This window comes from Kitasatospora sp. NPDC029367 (genome assembly GCF_055569135.1).
In genome coordinates, this window is the sequence record NZ_JBVHYH010000010.1 from 50,660 (window position 1) to 76,508 (window position 25,849).

Sequence of the window (25,849 nt, forward strand, 5' to 3'; positions counted from 1 at the left end):
GACCCCGCCCCAGCAGACTTCCAGGGCCCCATCGTGTTCACGTCATGAGAGGACCGAGGTGAAGCCCAGTCAGAGACCGGCGGTACCACCCGTCGGCTGGAGACGCCGACTAGGCAAGGCGATGAGTTCCGCCCTGGCCTTGACGCTCGTACCCTTCGCCATCTCACTCGTCGCACCCACCCAGGCCGCGGCGGCCGGCCTTCCGGGCGGGCTCGGGCCCTGCCTGGGCGCGGACTGCCCGGCGACCTTCCCCCCGGTCAACAACGGCCCCTTCGCGGGCCGCGATGCCGGGATCAACATCTTCGTCGGCGGTGACTTCAACGTCGCCGGCTCGGCCGCCGAGGCCGAGGGCCACGTGGTGACCCTCGGCAGCTTCAACCAGAACAAGGCCGCCGGCGCCAGCTCCGGCTACAACGTCGGCATCGCCGGCGTCGGCTCGCGGGTGCCCCCGCCCGACGGTGCGGACTTCCTCACCGCCGGCGGCAACGTCACCGTCGCCCCGGGCCAGCGGCTCCTCGCGGACGGCGGCGTGGTCCGCTACGCGGGCACCGCCACCGGCACCATCACCGGGACGACGGTCCAGGACTCCCAGGCCGTCGCCGCCTACGCGCCGCTGCGCGGCCAACTGCAGTCGGCGAGCGAGTGCTACGCCGGGGTCGGCACACCCCGCCCGGCCACCGGGACGGCCGTCAACCAGGGCTACCAGACCCTGTTCACCGGCGACGGCAGCTCCGCGCTCCAGGTCTTCAACGTCGACTTCGACCTGGTCGGCAACGGCGGCTCCACCCAGGGCGTCGCCTTCACCGGGATCCCGGCGAACGCGACGGTGCTGGTCAACCTGGTCGGCGGTGCCCGCACCGTCAACACCTACAGCGGCAGCTTCGACGACAACGACCCGTGGAACCAGCTGCGCCCCCGTCTGCTGTGGAACTTCCCGACCGCGAGCACCGTCACCCTCACGGGCTCCGGGCAGTTCCAGGGCAGTGTGCTGGTCGGCAACCCGGCCAGCACCAGCACGATGAACCTGCCCGGCCTGAACGGGCGCTTCTTCACCACCGGTTCGCTGCTGCACAACTCCGGTTCGGGCATGACCGGCACCGAGTTCCACGCCTACCCGTTCAACGGCGACCTGCCCGACTGCGGCAACCCGCCGGTCCCGACCGCGTCGACCAGCGTGACCAAGGTCGACTCGGCGACCTCCCAGCCGCTCGCCGGCGCCACCTTCCAGCTGTGGCGGGAGACCAACGGGGTCGCCGGGCTGCAGACCTCGGGCACCACCCCGGACAGCAAGGTCGGCGCCCCCTGCACCACCGGGGCGGACGGCGTCTGCACCGTCGGCGACCTGCCGCTGGGGACGTACTACTGGCAGGAGACGGCGGCCCCGCCCGGCTACGACCTGCCGCAGCAGCCGGTGACGACGGTGGTGCTGGACACCAACGGCCAGACCGTCCCGGTCACCGTGGCCGACACCAAGTCGCCGGTGGTGGAGACCGCGTCGACCAGTGTCACCAAGGTCGACTCGGCGACCTCCCAGCCGCTGGCGGGCGCCACCTTCCAGCTGTGGCGGGAGACCAACGGGGTCGCGGGGCTGCAGACCACGGGTGCCAACCCGGACACGGCGGTCGGCTCGCCCTGCACCACGCCCGCCTCGGGCGTCTGCTCGGCGACCGGCCTGCCGCTGGGGACGTACTACTGGCAGGAGACGGCGGCGCCGGCCGGGTACGACCTGCCGCAGCTCAATGTGACCGAGGTCGTGCTCAACACCAACGGGCAGAACGTCGGGGTGACGGTGGCCGACACCAGGACGACGGCCCCGACCGCCGCCACGACCGTCACCAAGGTCGACTCCGCCACCGGGCAGCCCTTGGCGGGTGCGGTCTTCCAGCTGTGGCGGGAGACCAACGGCGTGTCCGGCCTGCAGACCACCGGGGCCAACCCGGACACGGCGGTCGGCTCGCCCTGCACCACGGGGGCGGACGGTCTCTGCTCGGCGCAGGGCCTGCCGCTGGGCACCTACTACTGGCAGGAGGTCTCCGCGCCGAACGGCTACGAGCTGCCGGACCTGAACGTGACGACCGTGGTGCTGGACACCAACGGGCAGACCGTCCCGGTCACCGTCCAGGACACCCGGACCGTCGCCCCGACCGGTACCACCTCGGTGACGAAGGTGGACTCCGCGACCGGGCAGCCGCTGGCGGGCGCCACCTTCCAGTTGTGGCGGGAGACCAACGGGGTCGCGGGGTTGCAGACCACCGGGGCCAATCCGGACACGGCGGTCGGCTCGGCCTGCACCACGCCCGCCTCGGGCGTCTGTTCGGCCGACGGCCTGCCGCTGGGGACGTACTACTGGCAGGAGACGGCGGCCCCGGCCGGGTACGACCTGCCGCAGCAGCCGGTGACGACGGTGGTGCTGGACACCAACGGCCAGAACATCCCGGTCACCGTCAAGGACGCCAAGACGGCCGCGCAGACCGGGAAGACCACCGTCACCAAGGTGGACGCCGAGACGGGCAAGCCGTTGGCCGGAGCCGTCTTCCAGCTGTGGCGGGAGACCAACGGCGTGCCCGGTCTGCAGACCACCGGGGCCGACGCGGACACGGCGGTCGGCCCGCTGTGTGCGACCGACGTCAACGGCGTGTGCTCGGCGGACAACCTCCCGCTGGGGACGTACTACTGGCAGGAGGTCGTCGCTCCCCCCGGGTACGAGCTGCCGCAGGACGCGGTGTCCACGGTCGAACTGACCAAGGACTGCCCGTGCGTGGAGATCACGGTCGCGGACAGCAGGAAGTGTCCGCCGGAGCCGTGCCCGCCGGATCCGTGCCCGCCGGATCCGTGCGACCCGCCGGACCACCCGTGGGGTCCGAACACCGACCGCACCCCGGTGCCCGGCCTGCACGGAGGGCGCGCCTGACGGACCGTCCCGCGCCTGAGCGCCTGAGCTGACGAAGTGGCCGGAGGAGCCGACGGCGGCACCTCCGGCCACCGGCGTGCCCGGAGGTCAGGGCCATGCGGACGATCATCCCATCGGGAGGTCCTGCTCCTCCGTCCGCGCCAGCCGCAGCACCGCCAGCGCCCCGACCGCCGTGGTCACCGCGAGCCCGCCCCACAGCAGACCCGGCCCCGCGGCCAGCAGCGCCGTCAGCACGGCCGGAGCCGCCGCCCGGCCGACCCCCATCGACAGCTCCCAGCGGGCCACCGCCCGCCCCAGCAGGTGCGGCGGCGCGATGGCCGTCACCAGGGCCGTGCCGGAGCCGGAGTAGAGGATCTCGCCGAGCGTGTACAGCACGGACACCAGCACGATGCCCACCGTGCCCGGGACCCCGCCCAGCGACCCGGCCGCCCAGAAACCCAGGTACGACAGGCTCAGCGCCGCCCCCGCGGCCGCCAGCACCGACTGCCGGGAGCGCTTCGCCAACCGCAGCACCAGCGCCAGCTGCAGTGCGATCACCAGCACGGTGTTGCCCACGAACAGGCCCGAGGACCAGGCCGCGGAGGCGTGCAGCTGGAGCACCAGCAGCGCGGGCAGCGCCACCTCCAGCACGTCGAAGCAGAACGCGTACGGCAGGTTGGCCAGGCTCAACAGGGTGATCCGGCGCAGCGGTTCGCCGCCGTCTCCGGCCTCCTCGGCCCGCTCCACCACCGTCTGCGGCGCCCGGACCCGCAGCGAGGCCACCAGCGCGGCGGCCAGCAGGCAGGCCACGGCGGTCAGCCCGGCCAGCACCCGGATGACGTCCGTCCCGCCGGCCACCGCGACCGTCGCCAGCAGGGCGCCCGCGCCCAGGCCCGCGTTGCGCACCGAGCGCCCGGCGGCCAGCGCCGCGTCCCGCAGCCGGCCCTCGGTCAGGGTGCTCACCACGGCGGTGTGGGTGGCCGGCCAGGACTGGCCGCCGATGCCGAACAGCACCGCCGCCGCGGTGAACAACGGCAGCCCGTCCGCGGTGAGCAGGACCAGCGCGCCCGCCGCCCGCACCACCAGGGTGACGGCCGCGGGCAGGGTGCGGGCGCCGGTGTCGATCCAACGGCCGGTCAGCGGCACCATCACCAGCCCGGCGACCATCCCGGCCGACAGGGCCAGACCGACCGCCCCGGCGTGCAGGTGCAGCACCCCGACGCCGTACAGCAGCAGGAACGGGTACAGCATGCCGCCGCCCACCGCGTCGACGGCGAGGGCCGCCGCGTACCGGGGACCGCCGGCGGCGGTCAGCAGGCCCAGCAGTGCGGACGGGTTGCCGCGGCCGGTGCCGGTCGGCGGGACGGTCGGCGGGGCGGGCGGTTCGGGGGTGCGGACGGCGGCGTCGTCATGGACGGACTTCTCCTGGATCAGGCTCATGGCCGGTACGGTCCGCCCAGGTGGCGCCGCGTGTCGCGTGGATTGACGGATGGCGTCAAACGACGGCGGAGCAGGTCGGAGGGGATGGCAGGATCACAGCCGTGAGCGTGACCATCGACATCACCGGCCTGCCCGAGGAGCGCCTGCTCCTCGCGCACTCGCCGCTCGCCGAGTGAACGCCGTGCCGCACGAATGGCGGGACGGACAAGAACGGCGAGAACGGGGGAACGACGGGAACGACGGGAACGACGGGAACGACGGGAACAGTGGGCAGCCGGAGCACGTTCGTCCGGTCATGACCGACGACGCCCCTGAGATCCTCCGCTACGCCGCCTTCTCGAACCGCCCCGAGGGCGGCAACCCCGCCGGCGTGGTGCTCGACGCCACCGGACTGACCGCCGAGCGGATGCTCGCCGTCGCCGCCGAGGTCGGGTACTCCGAGACCGCCTTCCTGACCCCGGGCGGCGAGCAAGGCGCCTACCACGTGCGGTACTTCAGCCCGCTGCTGGAGGTGCCGTTCTGCGGGCACGCGACGGTGGCCGCCGCCGTCGCGGTCGCCGGGCGGTCCGGCCCGGGGCGGTACGTGTTCAGCACCGCGGCCGGGGACGTCCCGGTCGAGGTCGAGCCCGGCGACGACGGCCTGCGGGCGACGCTCACCAGCGTCGAGCCGAAGGTCGAGGAGGTGTCGGCGGCGGACGTCGAGGAGGCGCTCGCGCTGCTCGGCTGGTCGGCCGCCGACCTGGACCCGGCGCTGCCGCCGCGGATCGGCTACGCGGGCGCCCGGCACCTGGTGCTGGCCGCCGGCACCCGCTCCCGACTGGCCCGGCTGGACTACGACTTCGACGGGCTGGCCGCGTTCATGAACGCCCGTGACCTGGTCACCCTGCAGCTGGTCTGGCGCGAGGCTCCCGAGGTGTTCCACGTCCGCGACCCGTTCCCGGTCGGCGGCGTGGTCGAGGACCCGGCCACCGGCGCGGCCGCGGCGGCCTTCGGCGCGTACCTGCGCGAGCTGGGCGCGGTGACCGCCCCGGCGGTGCTGACGCTGCACCAGGGCGAGGACCTCGGGCGCCCGGGCGTGCTGCGGGTCGAACTGCGGGCGGAGGACACCCGGGTGCGGGTCTCCGGGACGGCGGTGGCGATCCCGTAGCGGGACCGATTCCGTAGCGGGACGGATCCCGTAGCGGGACGGAGGCGGGGGGGGGGGGGGGGGGGGGGGGGGGCGGAGGGGAGGGGGGGGGGAGGGCGGGGCCCTCCCCCCCCCCCCCCCCCCCCCCCCCCCCCGCTACCGGGTCAGGAGCTGTCGGCGAGCAGGGCGGCCAGGCCGTCCAGGCCCCGGTCGACGGTCGTCGGGTCCACCTGGCTGACGGAGAGCCGCAGTTGACGCTCCCCGCCCTCGCCGGGGTAGAAGTGGGACATCGGCGTCCAGATCACCCCGTACCGCGAGGCGGAGAGCTCCAGCAGGGCGTCGTCCACCACGCACGGCACCGTGAGCACCAGGAAGAAGCCGCCGCGCGGCTCGTTCCAGGTCACCCCGCCGCCCGGCGGGAAGCGCCGGGCCAGGCCCGCCAGCACCAGGGCGAGGTTGCGCCGGTAGAGCGCGGCGACCTCGGTGTTGGCGGCCCGCAGGCTGTGGCCGTGTGCGAGCAGTGCGCCGCCGATCACGGCCTGGGCGATCGGCGAGGTGTTCACCGTGGTCATGCTCTTGATCATGCCGAGCAGGTCGGCCAGCAGGCCGGTGCCGCCCGCGCCGTCCGCCACCAGCTGGTCCGCCACCAGGTAGCCGACCCGGGCGCCCGGGAGGGCCGTCTTGGCGAAGGAGCCGAGGTGGACCACCCGCCGTGCGGTGTCCAGCGCCTTGAGCGAGGGCAGCCGCTCCTCGCCCGCGAACACGCAGTACGGGTTGTCCTCCAGGACCAGGAAGTCCTCCTCGGCGGCCAGCTCCAGCAGCTCCCGGCGCAGTTCCAGCGGCAGGCTGGCACCGCTCGGGTTGGCCACGTCCGGCACCAGGTAGAGCGCCCGGGGCCGCAGCCCCTCGGCCCGGGCGGCGGCCAGCTGCCGGCGCAGGTCGGCCAGGTCGAGCCCGTCCGGGCCGTCGGTCACCGGCCGCACCGGCAGGTCCGCCAGCAGGGCGGCGCCGGTCAGCCCGACATAGGTGGGCGAGACGGCCAGCACCACGTCCTCGGGGCCGCGGCGCAGCGCCCGCAGCACCAGGAACATCGCCTCCTGGCAGCCGACCGTCACCACGATCGACTCGGCCGGCACCTCGATGCCCTCGTCCACCGCGAGGTGCGCGGCGATCAGCTCGTGGATGATCCCCTTGGTCCGCCCGTACTGGAGCACCTGGCGGCGGGCCGCCTCCTCGGACAGTCCGCGCTCGGTGCGCAGGTGCTCGGTGTAGCGGTCCAGGTAGCGGTGGACGGCGTCCAGGTCGAAGAACTGCTCGGCCGGGCGGCCGGCCGCGAAGGAGACCGCCTCCGGGTAGCGGATCGAGATCTCGTTGAGCAGGTTCATCGAGGTCATCGCCGGGTCGGCGAGCGAGGGGTGCAGGTCGGTCAGCCGCAGCTCGTGCGGCGGGGCGGTGACGGTCACGGGGCGCTCCAGGCGGGGCAGGGCAGGGGGGTGGTGCGCAGGGTGGCGGCTGCGGTCAGGTCGGCGCAGCCGGCCAGGCCGAGGGCGTGCCGCAGTTCGGCGGCCAGCAGCTCCAGCACCCGGGCGCAGCCCGGTTCACCGGCGGCCGCCAGGCCCCAGATCGCCGGGCGGCCGAGCAGCACCCCGGACGCCCCGAGGGCCAGCGCGGTGAGCACGTCCGCGCCGCCGCGCACCCCGCTGTCCAGCAGCACCTGGCAGTCCCGCCCGGCCAGCGCCTCGGCGACGGCCGGCAGGGCCGTCAACGAGGGCACCGCCCGGTCGAGTTGGCGGCCGCCGTGGTTGGAGACCACCACGGCCGCGGCGCCCAGCTCGGCGGCCCGCAGGGCGTCCGCCGGGTCGAGCACCCCCTTGACCACCAGCGGCAGCCGGGTGTGCTCGCGCAGCCAGCCGAGGTCCGCCCAGGTGACGGCGGGGGAGAGCAGCTCGGCGGTGTGCGCGGCCACCGCCGAGACCTCGGCGGTGGCCCGGTGCGCCCGCCCGGCGGCGCCGCCCTCCAGCAGCGCCGCACGGACGTCCCCGGGCAGGGCGAAGGCGTTGCGGGCGTCGCGCAGCCGGCGGCCCATGTACGGCACGTCGGCGGTGACGACCAGGCACTCGCTGCCCGCCGCCTCGGCGGCCGCGACCAGGTCGAGCAGCCGGGCCCGGTCGCGCAGCCAGTACAGCTGGAACCAGAGCGTGGCCCCGGTCGCGGCCAGCTCCGCGAAGCCGACGCTGCTGAGCGTGCCGACGGTGAACGGCACCCCCGCCGCGGCGGCGGCCCGGGCCGAGGCGAGTTCGCCCTCGGGGTGGAACAGCCGGTGGTAGGCGATCGGGGCCACCGCCACCGGCAGGGCCGACCGGCTGGTCACCAGGGTCGCGGAGGTGTCGCAGCCGGAGACGTCGGCGAGCACCCGGGGCACCACGGCCTGCCGCTCGAAGGCCGCCCGGTTGGCGGCCAGGGTGCGCTCCTGCTCCGCGCCGCCGGCCAGCCAGTCCCAGACCTGGGGGCTCAGCGCGGCCCGGGCCGCCTGCTCGTACTCGGCGACGGACAGCGGCTGCCGCGCCGCGGTGGTGCCCGCACCCGGCGGGGTCAGGACCGGGGCGCTCATCCGGCCACTTCGCTGGCGTTGCGCTGGAGTTCGACGGCCTCGTAGAGGGCGCGGATGTTGTTGCTGCCGAAGTTGCGGGCCCGGATGCGCTCGATCACCTCGAAGAAGAAGGTGCCGCGCGGGTGCTGGGAGCGGGTGAAGATCTGGAACAGCTGGCCGTCGTGGTCCTGGTCGACCAGGAGGTTGAGGTCGCGCAGCTCGTCGAGGGAGTGCCGCAGCGGGGTCAGCCGGGCGGGCAGGGCGTCGAAGTAGGTGCCCGGGGTGCGCAGGAAGGGCACGCCGCGGGCGGCCATGGTGGAGACGGAGTGGACGGCGTCCGCGGAGGAGAAGGCCACGTGCTGGACCCCGGCGCCGCCGTGGTCGGCCAGGAAGGAGGCGATCTGGCCGCCGGCGTCCGGGGTGAGCGGCTCGATCAGGGTGAGGGTGACGCTGTGGTCGGGGCTCTGCACGACCATCGAGTCCATGCCGAGGGCGCCGACCTCGATCCGCTCCTCGAAGACCATCCGGAAGCCGAAGACCTCCTGGTAGTGCCGGACGGTCGCGCGCAGGCCGCCGGAGGGGACGCAGACCGCGAAGTGGTCGACGGAGCGCAGGCCCACCTCCCCGGCACCGGTCACGGGGGCCGCGTCGGGCAGGCCGGGTATCCGGTCGGCGGGGACGTCCGGGCCGCGCTCGACCAGGGTGTGCACCACGTCGCCGAAGGCGCCGACCACGGCGGTGACACAGCCGTCCGCGGCCTGCGGCGGGCGCAGCCCGTCGGCGCCCCGGCCGGTCAGCGCGCGGTACGCGGCGGTGGCGTCCGGGACCCGCAGGGCCAGCGCGGCCACGCCGTCCTCGTGCCGGGCCAGGTACTCGGTGGCCGGGTGGCCGGCGGCCAGCGGCTGGGTGAGCAGCAGCCGGATCGCGGCCTGGCCGAGCAGGGCGGAGACGCAGCGCTCGGCGCTCCCGCCGCGCTCGGTGGGCGGGACGAGCAGGTCGAAGCCGTACTCCGCGGTCAGTCGGGCGACCTCGGCGGTGAGGTCGGTGACGTAGAACTCGACGTGGTCCAGGGTGAGTTCGATCGGTGCCTCGGCAGTGCTGTCGGTGGTGAGGGCGGTGTCGGGAGAGGAACGGTCGGGCATCTGAGGGGCTCTCTCGTGAGGAGTGCGCGGAGGCCCGCCCCGGCGGCGGTGCGGTGCGGCAGGGCCGCCGCCGGGGCGGGCCGGTGGCGAGGTGCTTTGGTACGGGGACGGGTGGTGCGGGAACGGGTGGCGCGGGGACGGGTGGTAGCGGCCCGGGTGGTGCGGGCCGGTCAGGTGGACTGGAGGCGCGGGGTGGCCTCGGCGGGCACCTCGGCCGGTTCGGCGTCCTCGGCCGGGGCCGGGGTGAGCTCCCCGGCCGCCTGCTCCGCCGACTCCTCCTCGTCCTCGTCCTCGTCCTCCTCGATCACCGCGTCGGGCTTGCCCAGCAGGTAGAGGCCGGACAGCAGCGCGCCGATCACCATGGCGACCAGCACCGTGCGGAAGTCCAGCGCGGCCACCAGGCCGGCGCCGACGCCGATGGCGATCGCCTGCGGGGCGGTGAGGGAGAGGTTGACGGCCGCCTGGGTGCGGCCCATCAGCTGCGGCGGGGTCAGCGACTGGGCGGCGGTGGCCAGGCCGACCACACCGGCCGGCATGCCGGCCCCGGCGATCAGCAGACCGGCCGACACCACCCAGACCGAGGGCGCCAGCAGCAGCAGGGCGCCGACCCCGAAGGTGGCCGAGCCGAGCATCACCGTCCTCCGGGGGCCGAGCTTGCCGATCAGGACGCCGCCCAGCACCGAGCCGGCGAGCGCCCCGACCGCCTCCACCGTCTCCAGCACGCCCAGGAACTGCGGCGAGCGGTTCAGCCCGTGCTGGATGAGCGAGAACAGCACCGGCTGGAGGAAGCTGAGCACGGTCGCGGTGGCGGTGGTCGCGATCAGCAGCGGCAGCAGCGAGGCGGTGGAGCGCAGGTGCTGGAAGCCCGCCAGCACCTCGGTGCGCCAGTGCCGACCGGACGGCTCCGGCTTGGTCTCGGGCACCCGCAGCGCCAGGAAGGCGAGCGCGGCCGCGAGCAGGATGCCGATGTCGACCAGGGCGACGGCCCGGCCGCCGAGCCACCCGTACAGGCCGGAACCGACCAGCGGCGCGACCAGGGTGGTGCCCGCCCGCATGGTCTGGGTGAACCCGACGGCCGCACCGAAGTCCTGACGCTCCGTCAGGATCGTGCGCAGCATCGCGCTCTGGGCCGGGGTGAGGACGGCCCCGGCCAGCCCGTAGAGCACCGCGGTGCCGTAGATGATCCACAGGTGGCCGCGGCCGTCGACCAGCAGCAGCGGCGAAACCGCCACCGCCAGCGCGAGGTTGACCGTGACCAGCAGCGGCCGTCGGCGGACCCGGTCGGCGACCAGGCCGCCGAGCGGCAGCAGCAGCATCGGGACGGCGTAGCAGAACATCACCAGACCGGCCGCCGAGCTGCTCCCCGTCAGGACCTTGGCCCAGATGCCGAGGGCGATGAAGAGCGCGCTGTCCCCGAGGACGGACAGCGTCTGTCCCGCGATGTAGAGCCGGAACTCCGGCCGCGCCAGAAGTGGGTGCATGTGCTGTCCTGTCCTTGACTGCTGCGTTGGCGATGGATGGTGCCGGTCTGGGGCCGGTCCGGGGCGGGTCCGGGGCGGGGCTAGTTGGGCGGCGCGGCGGCGGCCCGGTGGGCGCGGGTGAAGCCCTCGAGCACGGCGTCGTTGGCGTCCTTCTCGCCGACGGCGATCCGGATGCCCTGGCCCGGGTAGAAACGGACGGCCACCCCGAGCCGCTCCAGCTCCGACTTGACCGGGAGCTGCTCCTCGGGCGAAGGCGCCGTCACCCAGAGGAAGTTGGTCAGGCTCGGCGGCACCGACCGGCCCAGGGCGAGCAGTTCGGCCCGCAGCCGGTCGCGCTCGGCGGCGATCTCGGCGATCCGCCGGTCCACCTCGTCCTGGGCGGCGACGGCGGCCAGCAGGCCCGCCTCCTGGAGCCGGTTCACCGCGTACGGCACCTGGACGCCGCGCACCCGTCGCGCCACCGACTCCTCGGCGACCGCGTAGCCGATCCGCAGCGCGGCCAGGCCGTGCGACTTGGAGAGGGTGCGCAGCACCACCAGGTTGGGCCACTCGGCGATCCGGTCCGGCACCGCCGGGGCGGCCCAGCCCCCGGCGAAGTCGACGTAGGCCTCGTCCAGCAGGATCAGCGCGGTGGCCGGCACCCGGCGGAAGAAGTCGGTCAGCTCGGCCCAGGAGTAGACCGTGCCGGTCGGGTTGTGCGGGTTGCACAGCACGATGATCCGGGTGCGCTCGTCCACCCGGCCGGCCATCGCGGCCAGGTCGTGCCGGGCGTCCGGGCCGAGCGGGACGGACCGGGCCTCGGCGCCGGCGATCTCGCAGAACAGCGGATAGGCGTCGAAGCAGGGGTCCGAGTGGACCACGTTGTCGCCGGGGCGGACGACGGAGTGGAAGAGGTCCAGTGCGACGCCGGCCGAGCCGTGGCCGACCACGACCTGCGCGGCCGGGACGCCCTGCCAGTCGGCGATGATCCCGGCGAAGCGCTCCGGGCGGAAGTCCGGGTAGCGGTTGAGGTCGCCGACCGCCCCCGCCAGGGCGGTCAGTACGGACGGCAGCGGCGGGTACGGGTGCTCGTTCTGGGCCAGCAGGTGTCTGACCCCGGATGCGGCGGCCATCAGTCGGCCTGGAGGACGTAGAGCCAGCTGTGCGGGGTGGCCAGCGCCTCGACCCGGTCGATCCGCAGCCCGGCGTCGGTGAACAGCTGCTCGTAGGTCTCCTTGGTGTGCAGCGGCACGCCCATCATCGCGTGGGCCAGCTCGAAGCCGACCGAGAAGACCGGCATCGCGCTCTGGGACTCGCCCGGGCCGCGCAGCATGGTGTCGCCGAGCACGAAGGTGCGGGCCTTGGGGAAGGCCTCGCGCATCCGGGTGAAGATCGAGGAGCGGGTGCTCGGGTCGGCGAGCAGGTCGTGCAGCAGGAAGAAGCTCATCACGGTGTCGACCTCGGCCACCTCGGCGGCCTCGGCGTCGTTGTCGATCTGGGTGCCGAGCAGGCCCAGCACGTCGGCCCGGACGGCGGTGACCCGGTCCTGCATCCCGGCGGCGGCGATGTCGGCGCGGGCGATGTCGGTGGCCGGGCGGCTGATGTCGATGCCCAGGCCGCGGCTGCCCTCGCGCTGGGAGACCACCCGGCGGACCCGGGCGGAGGTGCCGCTGCCCAGGTCGGCGATGGTGCGGAAGTCGATGCCGGAGAGCACGTCGGTGAGCTGCGCGGCGAACATCGACTGGTCGCACTGGGCGGAGCCGAGGGCGACCATCGCCTCGTCGCGGAAGACGTCCGCGTTGTAGTGGTGCGAGCCGGTGCTCAGGTGCCCGGCGCGGCCGAACACGTCGTGGTAGCCGCCGACCGCCCAGGTGAAGTAGCCGCGGGCGGCGGCGATCTCGATGCCCGCCTCGGTGGGCAGGTAGCCGGCGCCGTCGGCCTTGAGGTAGCCGTAGTCGGCGGCGGCGCGCAGCACGGCCTCGGTGCGGGCGGTGTCGCCGCCCTGGGCGGTGACCGAGGCGGCGGACAGCGCCTCGCCGCGGCCGATCTGCTCCAGCACGCCGATCCGGTCCAGCGCGAAGATCACGTTGGCGGCGATGAAGCCGTTGTAGGCGTCGGTCGACGAGATCGGCGCCGGGGTGACGCCGCGCCAGGTGTCGGGGATGACGGCAGTCTGCATCGGTGTGTCCATTCCTCGTGGTGGCCGGGTCGCGGCCGCTTGGCGTGGTGGTGCGGAGGGTGTCGCGGTGGTGCGGGGGAGCCTCAGGGGCGGGCCGTGGGGTCCTGCGCGGGGGCGCGCAGGCGGTCGGCGAGCACCGGGCCGATGACCGCGAGGGCCTCCGGGCCGGTCATCGCGCCGTGGGTGCTGGGCACTTCGTGGACCTCCAGCCGGCCGCCCACGTGGGGCCGCCAGCTCTCGGGGTCGGGGGCGTCGGCCGGGCGGTCCTTCGCGGCGACGAAGACCAGCGCGTCGCCGTCGTAGCCGGGCAGCGGGGCGTCGCCGGCCAGCGCCAGGTCGGCCAGGAAGACCTCGACCACCCGGGCCACTCCGGCGCCGCTCAGCCCGGCCAGCGGGCCCGCGCCGTGCCGGACCAGCTCGGCGTAGCCCGCCTCGTCGGCGGGCCAGTCGGTGATCTCGCCGGCCTGCTGGCCGAGGGACTCCAGGATCGCGGCGAGCAGCGCCGGGTCGCGGTCGTGGGAGCCGCCGGTGAACCGGGCGTACTCGTCCAGCTCCGGGTAGCCGTCCAGCACGGCGAGCAGGTCGACCCGCTCGCCCTGCTCCCGCAGCAGGGCCGCCACGGCGTGGGCGACCGGGCCGCCGAAGGACCAGCCCAGCAGGGCGTACGGGCCCTCGGGGCGGACCGCGCGCAGTTCGGCCAGGTAGCGGTGGGCCATCTCGGCCAGACTCGCCGGGTGGCGGGAGAGGTCGGCCAGGCCGGGGGCCTGGAGGCCGTAGATCGGCTGCTCGGCGTCCAGGTGGCGCAGCAGACCGGTGTACACCCAGCTGATCCCGGCCGCCGGGTGCACGCAGAACAGCGGCGGGCGTGAGCCCCGGGTGCGGATCGGCAGCAGCACCGGGAAGTCCTCCTCGGCGGGGGCGCCGTCCCGGGCCGCGGCCAGCAGTTCGGCCAGTCCGGCGACGGTCGGTGCCCGGAACAGCGCCCGGACGCCGAGCTCGGCGCTGCCGGTCAGCTCGCGCAGCCCGGCGACCAGGCGCCCGGCCAGCAGCGAATGGCCGCCCAGCTCGAAGAAGTTGTCGTCGATGCCGACCCGCTCCAGGCCGAGCACGTCGGCGAACAGCCCGCAGAGCACCTCCTCCAGCGGGGTGCGCGGCGCCCGGCCGCCGCCTGCCCGGCCCGGCTCGGGGGCGGGCAGCGCCCGCTCGTCGAGCTTGCCGTTGGGCGTCAGCGGCAGGCGCTCCAGCGGCACCAGGGCGGCGGGCAGCATGTAGTCCGGCAGCTCGGCTGCCAGGTGGGTGCGCAGCGCGTCCAGGTCCGGCGGTCCGGCGTCCGGGGCCGGCACCAGGTAGCCGACCAGGCGCTTCTCGCCCGGGGCGTCCTCGCGCACCACCACGGCGGCGGAGGCCACCTCGGGGCGGCGGCTGAGCACCGAGCCGATCTCGCCCAGCTCGATCCGGAAGCCGCGGATCTTCACCTGGGCGTCGATCCGGCCCAGGTAGTCCAGTTCGCCGGAGGCCGTCCAGCGGGCCAGGTCGCCGGTGCGGTACATCCGGGTGCCGGGGGCGCCGTACGGGTCGGCGACGAAGCGCTCGGCGGTCAGTGCCGGGCGGCCCAGGTAGCCGCGGGCCAGGCCGGCCCCGGCGACGTACAGCTCGCCGGGCACCCCGGCGGGCACCGGGCGCAGCCGGGAGTCCAGCAGGTACAGCCGCAGGTCCGGGATGCCCGCGCCGATCAGCGACCGGGACTGCCCGGCGGCCGTGGCGGCGTCCAGCGGACGGTAGGAGACGTGCACCGTGGTCTCGGTGATGCCGTACATGTTGACCAGCAGCGGCGCGTCCTCGGCGTGTCGCCGGTACCAGGGCTCCAGCCGGGCCAGGTCGAGCGCCTCGCCGCCGAACACCACCCGGCGCAGGGCGAGTTGCGCGCCCAGCTCGGGCTCCTCCTGGTCGGCCTGCATCAGCTGGTAGAAGGCGGACGGGGTCTGGTTGAGGAAGGTGACCCGCTCGCGCACCAGCAGCTCCAGGAACTCCCGGGGCGAACGGCTGGTGTCGAAGGGCACCACGACCAGGCGGCCGCCGTGCAGCAGCGCGCCCCACAGCTCCCAGACCGAGAAGTCGAAGGCGTAGGAGTGGAACAGCGTCCAGACGTCCTCCGGGCCCGGGGCGAACCAGTGGTCGGTGGCGGCGAACAGCCGGGCGACGTTGCGGTGCGGGATCACCACGCCCTTCGGCCGGCCGGTCGAGCCCGAGGTGTAGATGACGTACGCCGGGTGGTCCGGGCCGAGCGCGGGGGCGGGCGGCCCGGCGGGCGTCCGGGCCAGTTCGGCGGCCGTCCCCGGGGTGTCGAGCAGCAGCAACGGCAGCTGCGGGTCGGGCAGTCGCTCGGCGGCCGCGGTGGTGGTGAGCAGCAGTGCGGGGGCGGAGTCGGCCAGGGTGTAGGCGATCCGGTCGGCCGGGTAGTCCGGGTCGATCGGCACGTAGGCGCCGCCGGCCTTGAGCACCGCGAGCACGGCGACCACCAGCTCCACCGAGCGGGGCAGCGCCAGTGCCACCAGTCGCTCGGGGCCGACGCCGCGGTCGGCGAGGAGCCGGGCCAGCCGGTTCGCCCGGGCGTCCAGTTCGGCGTAGGAGATCCGCTCCTCCCCGTCGACCACCGCCACGGCCTGCGGGGTCCGGGCCGCCTGGGCCGCGAACAGCTCCGGGACGGTGCGGAGTTCGGTGGCGCCCGGCCGACCGGCGGGCGCGCTCCAGTGCTCCAGGATCAGGGCGCGCTCGGCGGGGGCGAGGATCTCCGCCGCGTCGACCGGGCGGGCCGGGTCGGCCACCACGGCGGTCAGCAGCCGCACGAAGCGCTCGCCGATCGCCGTCACCGTGGCCGGGTCGAACAGCTCCTCGGCGAACTCGACCACCACGCCGATCCCGGCCGGGGTGGCGGCACCTCCCGGGCCGCTGGGACCAGCGGGACCGTCGGCGGCCAGCTGCTCGCTGAATCCGAAGGCCAGGTCGAACTTGGCGAGTTCGGCCGCCGAGGGCTCCACCCGGGCGGGCAGGCCGGCGAAGTCGAGGGCGGCCTCGGCCTCGGGCCCGGCGGCGAAGGTCAGCATCACCTGGAACAGCGGGTGCCGGGCCGTCGAGCGGGCCGGGTTGAGCGCCTCGACCAGCCGCTCGAAGGGCACGTCCTGGTGCTCGAAGGCCTCCAGGTTGGCCCGCCGCACCCGCTCCAGCAGCTCGTGGAAGCTCGGATCGCCGGAGAGGTCGGTGCGCAGGACGAGGGTGTTGACGAAGAAGCCGATCAGCTCGTCCAGGGCCTCGTCGGTGCGGCCCGCGACCGGGGTGCCGAGCGGGATGTCGGTGCCCGCGCCCAGCCGGCCCAGGGTGGCGGCCAGCGCGGCCTGCACCACCATGAACACGCTGGTGCGGCTCTCCCGGGCCAACTCGACGACGGCGGAGTGGAGTTCGGCCGGGAGCCGGAACTCGACGGTGTCCCCGCGGCGGGTGGGTGACAGCGGCCGCTTGCGGTCGTAGGGGAGCGCCAGTTCCTCCGGGAGCCCGGCCAGCGCCTTTTGCCAGTAGGCGAGTTGGAGGTGCTGGGCGCCGTCCGGGTCGTCCTCCGCACCGAGCAGCTCGCGTTGCCAGAGGGCGTAGTCGGCGTACTGGACGGGCAGCGGCCGCCAGCCGGGTTCCACGCCTGCGTGGCGGGCCCGGTAGGCGGTGTCCAGGTCGCGCAGCAGCGGGCCGACGGACCAGCCGTCGCTGACGATGTGGTGCATCAGCACCAGCAGCACCTGCTCGCCCTGCGGCAGGGAGAACAGCGTGGCCCGCAGCGGGAGTTCGGCGGCCAGGTCGAAGGCCTCCCGGCTCGCGGCGGCCAGCTCCGCCCGCAGCTCCGCCTCGTCGGCCACCGTGCGGGTGTGCAGGGCGGGTTCGGCGCTCGGGGCGATCAGCTGGTGCGGCCGGCCGTCGGCGCCCGGGAAGGTGGTGCGCAGCACCTCGTGCCGGGCGACCACGTCGGTCAGCGCCGCGGCCAGGGCCCCGGCGTCGAGGGTGCCGCCGATCCGGAGCACCAGCGGGGTGTTGTAGAGGGCGCTCGGGCCCTCGAACTGGTCGATGAACCACAGGCGTTGCTGGGCGTGGGAGAGCGGGACCAGCTCCGGGCGCGGCCGGGGCAGCAGCCGGGCGCGGACCGGGCCGGTGCCCTCGCCCAGGTGGCCGGCCAGGGCGGCGACAGTGGGGTGGTCGAAGAGGGCGCGGATGGGGAGTTCGACGTCCAGGGCGGTGCGGATCCGGCTGATCAGCTTGGTGGCGAGCAGGGAGTGGCCGCCGAGGTCGAAGAAGTCGTCGTCGATGCTGAGGGCGGGCAGGCCGAGGGTTTCGGCGAAGAGGGCGCAGAGGGCCCGTTCGGTGGTGGTGCGCGGGGCGCGGCCCTCGGGGATGCCGGTGTGGTCGGGGGCGGGCAGGGCGCTGCGGTCCACCTTGCCGTTGGCGGTGACCGGCAGTGCGTCCAGGGTGACGATCGCGGCCGGGACCATGTAGCCGGGCACCCGGTCGGCCAGGAAGGCCCGCAGTTCGCCGGGGGTGGCGTCGCCGGTGACGTAGGCGACCAGGCGCTTGTCCCCGGGCCGGTCCTCGCGGACCGTCGCCACCGCGTGCCCGACCGCCGGGTGGGCGGCCAGCGCCGCCTCCACCTCGGCCGGCTCGATCCGGAAGCCACGGATCTTCACCTGGTCGTCGGCGCGGCCGAGGAACTCCAGCAGGCCGTCCGCGCTCCACCGGACGATGTCGCCGGTGCGGTACATCCTCTCGCCCTTGCCGCCGAACGGGCAGGCCACGAAGCGCTCCGAGGTCAGCCCCGGGCGGCCGACGTAGCCCCGGGCCAGGCCGTTGCCCGCGAGGTACAGCTCACCGGGCACCCCGGCGGGGACCGGCCGCAGGGCGTCGTCCAGCACGTACGCCCGGGTGTTGGCCAGCGGGCGGCCGATCGGCACCACGGCCGGGACGTCCCCGCCGGGCGTCATGGTGAAGGTGGTCTTGATGGCCGTGGTCTCCGTCGGCGCGTACACCGCGACCACGTCCGTCTCCGGGCACGCCCGGAACAGCTGCCGGACGGACTCCGGCGGCACCACGTCACCGCCGGTCCACACCTGGCGCACCCCGCGGAAGGCCTCCGGGGTCTCCTCGGCCATCAGCCGCAGCAGGCCGGAGGGCGCCTGCACCAGGGTGACGGCGTGCCGGGTGATGGTCGCGGCCAGCGCGGGCAGGTCGAGCTGCCCGGGGGCGGCCAGCACGATCCGCCCACCGGTCACCAGCGGCGCCCACACCTCGGTGGTGGAGGCGTCGAAGGCGGTGGGCGAGTGCAGCAGCACGCTCTCGTGGTGGCCCTGGTGGAAGTGCGGGTTGGTGAGCAGGTCGACGACGTTGCGGTGGGTCACCGCGACGCCCTTGGGGAGGCCGGTCGAGCCCGAGGTGTACATCACGTAGAGCAGCTGGCCGGGGTGGGAGCGGCGGCCGGCGGGGGCGGTCCGGGCGGCGGCCGTGTCGGTGGCGTCGAGGGCGGTGATGTCGAGGGCGGTGATGCCGGTGCCGCTGTCGAGGACCGGGTGCGCGCGGTGCGCCGGGTCGACCAGGACGAGCTGCGCCCTGGTGTCGGCGAGGATGTGCCGCATCCGGTCCAGCGGGTAGCGGGCGTCCAGCGGGACGTACGTGCCGCCCGCCTTGGTGACCGCCAGGATCGCCGTCACCAGCTCGGCCGAGCGGTCCATCAGGATCGCGACCGGCTCCTCCACCGCCAGCCCGCGGGCCAGCAGCACGGCGGCCAGGGCGCCCGCCCGGGCGTCGAGTTCGGCGTAGCTCAGCCGCTCGGTGTCGGACACCACGGCCACCGCGTCGGGGGTGGCGGCCGCCCTGGCCTCGAACAGCTCGGACAGGGTGCTGTCGGCGATCGGGACGGCGGTGTCGTTCCAGCCGGTGAGCAGCTGCTCGCGCTCGGCCGGGTCGAGGATCTCGATGGTGCCGATCGGCGCGTCCGGGTCGGTGGCGGCGGCGTCCAGGATGCGCAGCAGGCGTTCGGCGAGGGTGGCGGCGGTGGCGTGGTCGAAGAGGTCCGCCGCGTACTCCACGGCCGCGGCCACGCCGAGCGGTGTGCCGTTCTCGTCGTGCTGCTCGGTGAAGTTGAAGTTCAGGTCGAAGTGCGCCTGGGACTCGCCCGCGCCCTCCAGCGCCCCGCTCACCCCGCCGAGGGTGAGCACGGGGACCGGGTCGCTGCTCACGGTGAGGACGGTCTGGAAGAGCGGGTGGCGGGCCGGGGTGCGGGTGGGGTTGAGCTGCTCGACCAGGCGCTCGAAGGGCACGTCCTGGTGCTCGAAGGCGTCCAGGTCGGTGCGGCGGACGCGGTCGAGGAGTTCGCGGAAGCCGGGGTTGCCGGTGGTGTCGGTGCGCAGGACGAGGGTGTTGACGAAGAAGCCGACCAGGTCGTCGAGGGCTTCGTCGGTGCGTCCGGCGACGGGGGTGCCGAGCGGGAGGTCGGTGCCGGCGCCGAGGCGGGTGTAGAGGGTGGCGACGGCGGCCTGCAGGACCATGAACAGGCTGGCCCGGTTGGCGGCGGCCAACTCGGCGAGCCGCCGGTGCAGTTCGGCATCCAGCCGGTACTCCACCGTCCCGGCGCGGTGGCTCGGGGCGGCCGGTCGCGGCCGGTCGTACGGGAGCGCCAGTTCCTCCGGCAGCTCGGCCAGGGCCTGCTTCCAGTGGGCGAGTTGGGTGTGCTGGGCGCTGGTCGGGTCGTCCTCGGTGCCGAGCAGGCCGCGCTGCCAGAGGGTGTAGTCGGCGTACTGGACGGGCAGCGGCCGCCAGTCGGGTTCCGTGCCTGCGCGGCGGGCCCGGTAGGCGGTGTCCAGGTCGCGCAGCAGCGGGCCGACGGACCAGCCGTCGCTGGCGATGTGGTGCAGCAGGACGACCAGGGCGTGCCGTTCGGCGTTCAGCGAGAACAGCGAGACCCGGATCGGCAGGTCCTCGGCGAGCCGGAACACCTCGCCGGTGGCCTCGGCCACGGCGGCGCGCAGCTCCGTCTCGTCGGCCACCGTGCGGGTGCGCAGGGCGGGTGCGGCGTTCGCGGTGATCAGCTGGTGCGGCCGGCCGTCGGTGGCCGGGAAGGTGGTGCGCAGCACCTCGTGCCGGGCGACCACGTCGGCCAGGGCCCCGGTCAGGGCCCCGGTGTCGAGGGCGCCGCTGAGGTGGGCGACGAACGGGGTGTTGTAGAGCGCGCTCGGGCCCTCGAACTGGTCGATGAACCACAGGCGTTGCTGGGCGGGGGAGAGCGGCACCAGAGCGGGCCTGGCCTGCGGGCGCAGCGCCGGACGGGCCGGGGCGTCGACGGTCGGCAGGGTGGCGGCCAGGGCGGCGACGGTGGGGTGGTCGAAGAGGGTGCGGATGGGGAGTTCGACGTCCAGGGCGGTGCGGATCCGGCTGACCAGTCTGGTGGCGAGGAGGGAGTGGCCGCCGAGGTCGAAGAAGTCGTCGTCGATGCTGAGGGCGGGCAGGCCGAGGGTTTCGGCGAAGAGGGTGCAGAGGGTGTGTTCGGTGCCGGTGCGGGGGGCGCGTCCTTCGGGGGTGCCGGTGTAGTCGGGGGCGGGCAGGGCGCGGCGGTCGACCTTGCCGTTGGGGGTGACGGGGAACGCGTCGAGGACGAGGACGGCGGTCGGGACCATGTAGCCGGGGAGGCGCTCGCCTGCGAAGGCGCGCAGCTCGCCGGGGGTGGCCTCGCCGGTGACGTAGACGACCAGGCGCTTGTCGCCGGGCTGGTCCTCGCGGACCAGGGCGAGGGTCTGTCCGACGGCGGGGTGGGCGGCGAACGCGGCCTCGACCTCGCCGAGTTCGATCCGGAAGCCGCGGATCTTCACCTGGTCGTCCGCGCGGCCGAGGAACTCCAGCACACCCTCGGCGGTGCGGCGGGCGAGGTCGCCGGTGCGGTACATCCGGGTGCCGGGGGCGCCGTACGGGTCGGCGACGAAGCGCTCGGCGGTCAGGCCCGGGCGGCCGACGTAGCCGCGGGCCAGGCCGGCTCCGGCGACGTACAGCTCGCCGGGGACGCCGACCGGGACGGGGCGCAGGCCGTCGTCCAGCACGTAGGCCCGGGTGTTGGGGAGCGGGCGGCCGATCGGGACGCTGTCCGGAACCTCGGCCGGGGTGGCCATGCGGTGGTGGGTGGCGAAGGTGGTGGTCTCGGTGGGGCCGTAGCCGTCGACCACGGTCAGGCCGGGGCAGGCGGTCATGACGCGCCGGACGGCGGCGGGGGCGACGACGTCCCCGCCGGTCCACACCTCGCGCAGCCCGGCGAAGAGGCGCGGCGACTCGGTGGCCATGACGTTGAACAGTCCGGCGGTGAGCCAGGCGGCGGTGACGCCGCCGTGCTGGATGGTGTCGGTGAGTTCGGCGACGCCGAGGCGTCCGGCGGGGGCGAGGACGAGGCGGGCGCCGGAGAGGAGTGGGGCCCAGAGTTCGTAGCTGGAGGCGTCGAAGGCGGTGGGCGAGTGGACCAGGACGCGGTCGTGGGCGCCGCCCGCGAAGGTGCCGCCGAGGGCGAGGTCGACGATCGAGCGGTGGGTGACGCCGATGCCCTTGGGGGTGCCGGTGGAGCCGGAGGTGTGCATGACGTAGGCCAACTGCTCGCCGGTGATGGTGAGGTGGAGGTTTGCGGCGGTCTGCTCGCCGACCGTGAGGGTGGTCAGTTCGGCCAGCGCCGGGTGGTCGCGGTCGGTGACGGCGATCCGGGCGCCGGCGTCGGCGAGCACGGCCGCGAGGCGCTCGTGCGGCTGGGCGTCGTCCAGTGGGACGTAGCTGCCGCCGGCCTTGAGCACCGCGAGCAGGGCGATGGCCAGGGCGGGCGAGCGTTCCAGCAGCAGGGCGACGGGGGTCTCGGCGCCGACGCCCGCCTCGACCAGGCGCAGCGCCAAACCGTTGGCCCGGGCGTTGAGTTCGGCGTACGTCAGCTCGGTGGAGCCCGCGACCAGGGCGATCGCCTCGGGCGTCGCGGCGGCCTGCGCCTCGAACAGCTCGGGGACGGTAGCCGAGGGCAGTTCGGCCACCAGCCCGTGCCAGCCGGTCAGCAACTGCTCGCGTTCGGCCGGGTCGAGGATCTCGATGGTGCCGATCGGCGCGTCGGGGTCGGTGACGACGGCGTGGAGGACGCGCAGCAGGCGCTCGGCGAGGGTGGCGACGGTGGCGTGGTCGAAGAGGTCGGCCGCGTACTCGATCGCGCCGGAGAGGCCGCCGGGGCCGTTCGGTCCGCCCTGTCCGCCCTGTCCGCCCGGTCCGCTCAGCTCGGCGAAGCCGAAGGAGAGGTCGAACTTGGCCACGTTGAGGTCGAACTCCAGCTCACCGCAGGGGAGATCCCCGAAGGCTTGCGGCGCCTTCGCCTGGTTCTCCAGGGCGATGAGCGTCTGGAAGAGCGGGTGGCGGGCCGGGGTGCGGGTGGGGTTGAGCTGCTCGACCAGGCGCTCGAAGGGCACGTCCTGGTGCTCGAAGGCGCTGAGGTCGGACTGCCGGACCCGGTCGAGGAGTTCACGGAAGCCGGGGTTGCCGGAGGTGTCGGTGCGCAGCAGCAGGGTGTTGACGAAGAAGCCGACCAGGTCGTTGAGCGCTTCGTCGGTGCGTCCGGCGACGGGGGTGCCGAGCGGGAGGTCGGTGCCGGCGCCGAGGCGGGTGTAGAGGGTGGCGACGGCGGCCTGCAGGACCATGAACAGGCTGGCCCGGTTGGCGGTGGCCAACTCGGTCAGCCGCTGGTGCAGTTCGGCTCCGACGGTGAACTCGACCAGTTCGCCCTGGTGGCTCGGTGCGGCCGGGCGCGGCCGGTCGTAGGGGAGGGCCAGTTCCTCCGGCAGGTCGGCCAGGGACTCCTGCCAGAAGGCGAGTTGCTGCCCGAGCAGGCTGTCCTTGTCCTCCTCGTCGCCGAGGAGTTCGCGCTGCCAGAGGGTGTAGTCGGCGTACTGGACGGGCAGCGGCTCCCACTGCGGCGCGCCTCCCTGGCAGCGGGCCCGGTAGGCCTCGCCCAGGTCGCGGAAGAGCGGGGCGACGGACCAGCCGTCGCTGGCGATGTGGTGCAGCAGGAGCAGCAGCACGTGCCGTTCGCCGGGGAGCGAGAACAGCGTTGCCCGGAGCGGAAGTTCGGTGGCGAGGTCGAAGGCGTGCGAGTTCGCCCGGTCCAGCAGCCCGGCCAGCTCGGTCTCGTCGGCGACGGCGGTGACGGTCAGGGCGGGCTCGACGGAGTCGGCGACCAGCTGGTGGGGCTGCCCGTCGGCGACGGGGAAGAGGGTGCGCAGCACCTCGTGCCGGGCCAGCAGGTCGTGCAGTGCGGCGGTCAGCGCCCCGGTGTCGACCGGGCCGGTGAGCCGGAGGGCGAAGGGGGTGTTGTAGAGGGCGCTCGGGCCCTCGAACTGGTCGATGAACCACAGGCGTTGCTGGGCGTAGGAGAGCGGCACCAGCTTTGGGCGGGTGCGCGCCGTCAGCCCGGCCCGCACCGGGGTGCTGTCCTCGCCGAGGTGCTGGGCCAGGGCGGCGATGGTGGGGTGGTCGAAGAGGGTGCGCAGCGGGAGCTCGGTGCCGAGGGCGGTGCGGATGCGGCCGGCGAGCCTGGTGGCGAGCAGGGAGTGCCCGCCGAGGTCGAAGAAGTTGTCGTCGATGCTCGGTTCGGCGGTTCCGAGGACCTCGGCGAAGAGCGCGCACAGGGTCTGCTCGGTGGCGTTGCGGGCCGCCCGGCCGGGGGTGGCGGCGGCGTAGTCGGGGGCGGGCAGGGCGCGCCGGTCGACCTTGCCGTTGGAGTTGACCGGCAGGGCGGCCAGCGGCACGACGGCGGCGGGGACCATGTAGCCGGGCAGCCGGTCGGCGACGAAGGCGCGCAGCTCGTCGAGCGGGGCGTCGCCGGTGACGTAGGCGACCAGGCGCTTGTCGCCGGGCTGGTCCTGGCGGACCGTCGCGAAGGCCTGTCGGACGGCCGGGTGGGCGGCGAACGCTGCCTCCACCTCGGCGAGTTCGATCCGGAAGCCGCGGACCTTGACCTGGTCGTCCGTTCGACCGGCGAACTCCAGTTCGCCCGTGATGGTCCAGCGGGCGAGGTCGCCGGTGCGGTACATCCGGGTGCCGGGGGCGCCGTACGGGTCGGCGACGAAGCGCTCGGCGGTGAGGGCCGGGCGGCCGACGTAGCCGCGGGCCAGGCCGGGCCCGGCGAGGTAGAGCTCGCCGGGGACGCCGACCGGGACGGGCCGCAGGGCCTCGTCGAGGACGTACGCCCTGGTGTTGGGCAGCGGGCGGCCGATCGGCACCACGGCGGCCGGCACCTCCTCGGGGGAGGTCATCGCGCGGCGGGTGGCGAAGGTGGTGGTCTCGGTCGGGCCGTAGACGTTGACCACCCGCAGGCCGGGGCAGGCCTCCAGGACGCGCCGCATGGCCGTCGGCGAGGCGATGTCCCCGCCGGTCCAGACCTCGCGCAGCCCGGCGAAGAGGCGCGGCGACTCGGTGGCCAGCACGTTGAACAGGCCGACGGTGATGAAGGCGCCGGAGACCTGCTGCCGGCCGAGCAGGTCGCCGAGTTCGGCTATCCCGAGCCGCCCGGGCGGGGCGATGACGAGACGGCCGCCGGAGAGCAGCGGCGCCCAGAACTCGTAGGTGGAGGCGTCGAAGGCGGTGGGGGAGTGCACCGCGACCCGGGCGAGGTGCTCCCCGGTGAAGGCCCCGCCGAGCGCGAGGTCGACGATCGAGCGGTGGGTGACGCCGATGCCCTTGGGCTTTCCGGTGGAGCCGGAGGTGTGCATCACGTAGGCCAACTGCTCGCCCGCGATGGTGAGTTCGAGGTTCTCGGCGGTCCGCTCGCCGACGGCGAGGGTGGTCAGTCCGGCCAGCGCCGGGTGGTCGCGGTCGGTGACGGCGATCCGGGCGCCCGCGTCGGCGAGCACGGCCGCCAGGCGCTCGTGCGGCTGGGCGTCGTCCAGCGGGACGTAGCTGCCGCCGGCCTTGAGCACCGCGAGCAGGGCGATGGCCAGGGCGGGCGAGCGTTCCAGCAGCAGGGCGACGGGGGTCTCGGCGACGACGCCCGCCTCGACCAGGCGCAGGGCCAGGCCGTTGGCCCGGGCGTTGAGTTCGGCGTACGTCAGCTCGGTGGAGCACGCGACCAGGGCGATCGCCCCGGGCGTCGCGGCGGCCTGCGCCTCGAACAGCTCGGGGACGGTAGCCGAGGGCAGTTCGGCCACCGGTCCGTGCCAGCCGGTCAGCAGCTGCTCGCGCTCGGCCGGGTCGAGGATCTCGATGCTGCCGATCGGCGCGTCGGGGTCGGCGGCGGCCGCCCGTAGGACCCGGGTGAGGCGCTCGCCGAGGGTGGCGGCGGTGGTGTGGTCGAAGAGGTCCGCCGCGTACTCGACCGCGCCGGTCAGGCCGTTGGCGACGCCCTGTGCGTCGTGCTGCTCGACGAAGGCGAAGGACAGGTCGAACTTGGCGAGGTGCTGGTCGAGGACGTGCTCCCGGCAGTCGAGCCCGGCGAAGTCGCTGGGGAGGTCCTCGTCGCTGTCCAGCGTCAGCATGCTCTGGAACAGCGGGTGTCGGGCCGGGACGCGGGCCGGGTTGAGCTGCTCGACCAGGCGCTCGAAGGGGATGTCCTGGTGGTCGAAGGCGTCCAGGTCGAGGCGGCGGACGCGTGCCAGCAGCTCGCGGAAGCTGGGGTCGCCGGAGGTGTCGGTGCGTAGGACGAGGGTGTTCACGAAGAACCCGACCAGGTCGTCCAGGCCCTCGTCGGTGCGCCCGGCCACCGCGGTGCCCAGCGGGAGGTCGGTGCCGGCGCCGAGCCGGGTGTAGAGGGCGGCGACGGCGGCCTGCAGGACCATGAACAGGCTGGCCCGTTCCGCGGCCGCCAACTCGGCCAGGCCCACGTACAGTTCGGCGTCCAGGGCGAGCTCGGGGGCGGGGGGGAGGCGGGGGGGGGAGGGCGGGCGGGGGGGGCGGGAGGGGGGGGACAGCCATTACAAGGCGGAGAACAGAAAGCGTGA

Annotated in this window: 10 protein-coding genes and 1 pseudogene; 3 read left to right on the forward strand and 8 right to left on the reverse strand. The window is 74.7% G+C overall.

Features of this window, described 5'->3' with window-relative positions; genetic code table 11:
- Positions 1 to 139 precede the first annotated feature (139 nt).
- Positions 140 to 2,911 carry a SpaA isopeptide-forming pilin-related protein gene (locus ACZ4W5_RS08425; protein ID WP_465653604.1) on the forward strand — a complete coding sequence of 924 codons (2,772 nt, stop codon included), beginning with the start codon at positions 140 to 142 and terminating at the stop codon, positions 2,909 to 2,911.
- A 105-nt stretch (positions 2,912 to 3,016) separates the two neighbouring features.
- Here ACZ4W5_RS08425 and ACZ4W5_RS08430 read toward each other — a convergent pair whose 3' ends face one another.
- The gene (locus tag ACZ4W5_RS08430) at positions 3,017 to 4,330 is read right to left on the reverse strand and encodes an MFS transporter (RefSeq protein WP_465653605.1); all 1,314 of its coding nucleotides are present in this window, start codon (positions 4,328 to 4,330) and stop codon (positions 3,017 to 3,019) included.
- Between the two features lie 20 nt (positions 4,331 to 4,350).
- On the opposite strand from ACZ4W5_RS08430, the gene ACZ4W5_RS08435 reads away from it, so the two are divergent.
- A complete protein-coding gene (locus ACZ4W5_RS08435; RefSeq protein WP_465653606.1) occupies positions 4,351 to 4,506 on the forward strand; it encodes a hypothetical protein in 156 nt (51 codons plus the stop codon).
- 119 nt (positions 4,507 to 4,625) lie between these two features.
- Positions 4,626 to 5,477 (forward strand): PhzF family phenazine biosynthesis protein, encoded by an 852-nt coding sequence (locus tag ACZ4W5_RS08440; RefSeq protein ID WP_360234257.1) that lies wholly within the window; start codon positions 4,626 to 4,628, stop codon positions 5,475 to 5,477.
- A gap of 143 nt (positions 5,478 to 5,620) precedes the next feature.
- Here ACZ4W5_RS08440 and ACZ4W5_RS08445 read toward each other — a convergent pair whose 3' ends face one another.
- The 7 genes and pseudogenes from ACZ4W5_RS08445 to ACZ4W5_RS08475 form a co-directional block, all read right to left on the reverse strand.
- A complete protein-coding gene (locus ACZ4W5_RS08445) occupies positions 5,621 to 6,850 on the reverse strand; it encodes an aminotransferase-like domain-containing protein (RefSeq protein ID WP_465653646.1) in 1,230 nt (409 codons plus the stop codon).
- A gap of 65 nt (positions 6,851 to 6,915) precedes the next feature.
- Positions 6,916 to 8,067, reverse strand: coding sequence for an alpha-hydroxy acid oxidase (locus ACZ4W5_RS08450; RefSeq protein ID WP_465653607.1), 1,152 nt, complete (start codon positions 8,065 to 8,067; stop codon positions 6,916 to 6,918).
- Complete coding sequence (gene hppD, locus ACZ4W5_RS08455) at positions 8,064 to 9,188, reverse strand: 4-hydroxyphenylpyruvate dioxygenase (protein WP_465653608.1); 1,125 nt, start codon at positions 9,186 to 9,188, stop codon at positions 8,064 to 8,066. Before hppD ends, ACZ4W5_RS08450 begins: the two co-directional genes overlap by 4 nt.
- Before the next feature lie 170 nt (positions 9,189 to 9,358).
- On the reverse strand, positions 9,359 to 10,669 hold the full coding sequence (locus tag ACZ4W5_RS08460) for an MFS transporter (RefSeq protein WP_465653609.1): 1,311 nt from the start codon (positions 10,667 to 10,669) through the stop codon (positions 9,359 to 9,361).
- 80 nt (positions 10,670 to 10,749) lie between these two features.
- Positions 10,750 to 11,781 carry an aminotransferase class I/II-fold pyridoxal phosphate-dependent enzyme gene (locus tag ACZ4W5_RS08465; protein ID WP_465653610.1) on the reverse strand — a complete coding sequence of 344 codons (1,032 nt, stop codon included), beginning with the start codon at positions 11,779 to 11,781 and terminating at the stop codon, positions 10,750 to 10,752.
- The gene (locus tag ACZ4W5_RS08470) at positions 11,781 to 12,827 is read right to left on the reverse strand and encodes an SAM-dependent methyltransferase (RefSeq protein WP_465653611.1); all 1,047 of its coding nucleotides are present in this window, start codon (positions 12,825 to 12,827) and stop codon (positions 11,781 to 11,783) included. The genes ACZ4W5_RS08465 and ACZ4W5_RS08470 overlap by 1 nt, the downstream gene beginning before the upstream one ends.
- 176 nt (positions 12,828 to 13,003) lie before the next feature.
- Positions 13,004 to 25,717, reverse strand: a pseudogene (locus tag ACZ4W5_RS08475) (amino acid adenylation domain-containing protein); the annotation flags it as partial.
- Positions 25,718 to 25,849: the final 132 nt, after the last annotated feature.

Coding starts and splice junctions, on each gene's coding strand:
- ACZ4W5_RS08430 (WP_465653605.1), bottom strand. CDS start 4,330: ATGAGCCTGATCCAGGAGAAGTCCGTCCATGACGACGCCGCCGTCCGC.
- hppD (WP_465653608.1), bottom strand. CDS start 9,188: ATGCCCGACCGTTCCTCTCCCGACACCGCCCTCACCACCGACAGCACT.
- ACZ4W5_RS08460 (WP_465653609.1), bottom strand. CDS start 10,669: ATGCACCCACTTCTGGCGCGGCCGGAGTTCCGGCTCTACATCGCGGGA.
- ACZ4W5_RS08440 (WP_360234257.1), top strand. CDS start 4,626: ATGACCGACGACGCCCCTGAGATCCTCCGCTACGCCGCCTTCTCGAAC.
- ACZ4W5_RS08465 (WP_465653610.1), bottom strand. CDS start 11,781: ATGGCCGCCGCATCCGGGGTCAGACACCTGCTGGCCCAGAACGAGCAC.
- ACZ4W5_RS08470 (WP_465653611.1), bottom strand. CDS start 12,827: ATGCAGACTGCCGTCATCCCCGACACCTGGCGCGGCGTCACCCCGGCG.
- ACZ4W5_RS08445 (WP_465653646.1), bottom strand. CDS start 6,850: ATGACCTCGATGAACCTGCTCAACGAGATCTCGATCCGCTACCCGGAG.
- ACZ4W5_RS08450 (WP_465653607.1), bottom strand. CDS start 8,067: ATGAGCGCCCCGGTCCTGACCCCGCCGGGTGCGGGCACCACCGCGGCG.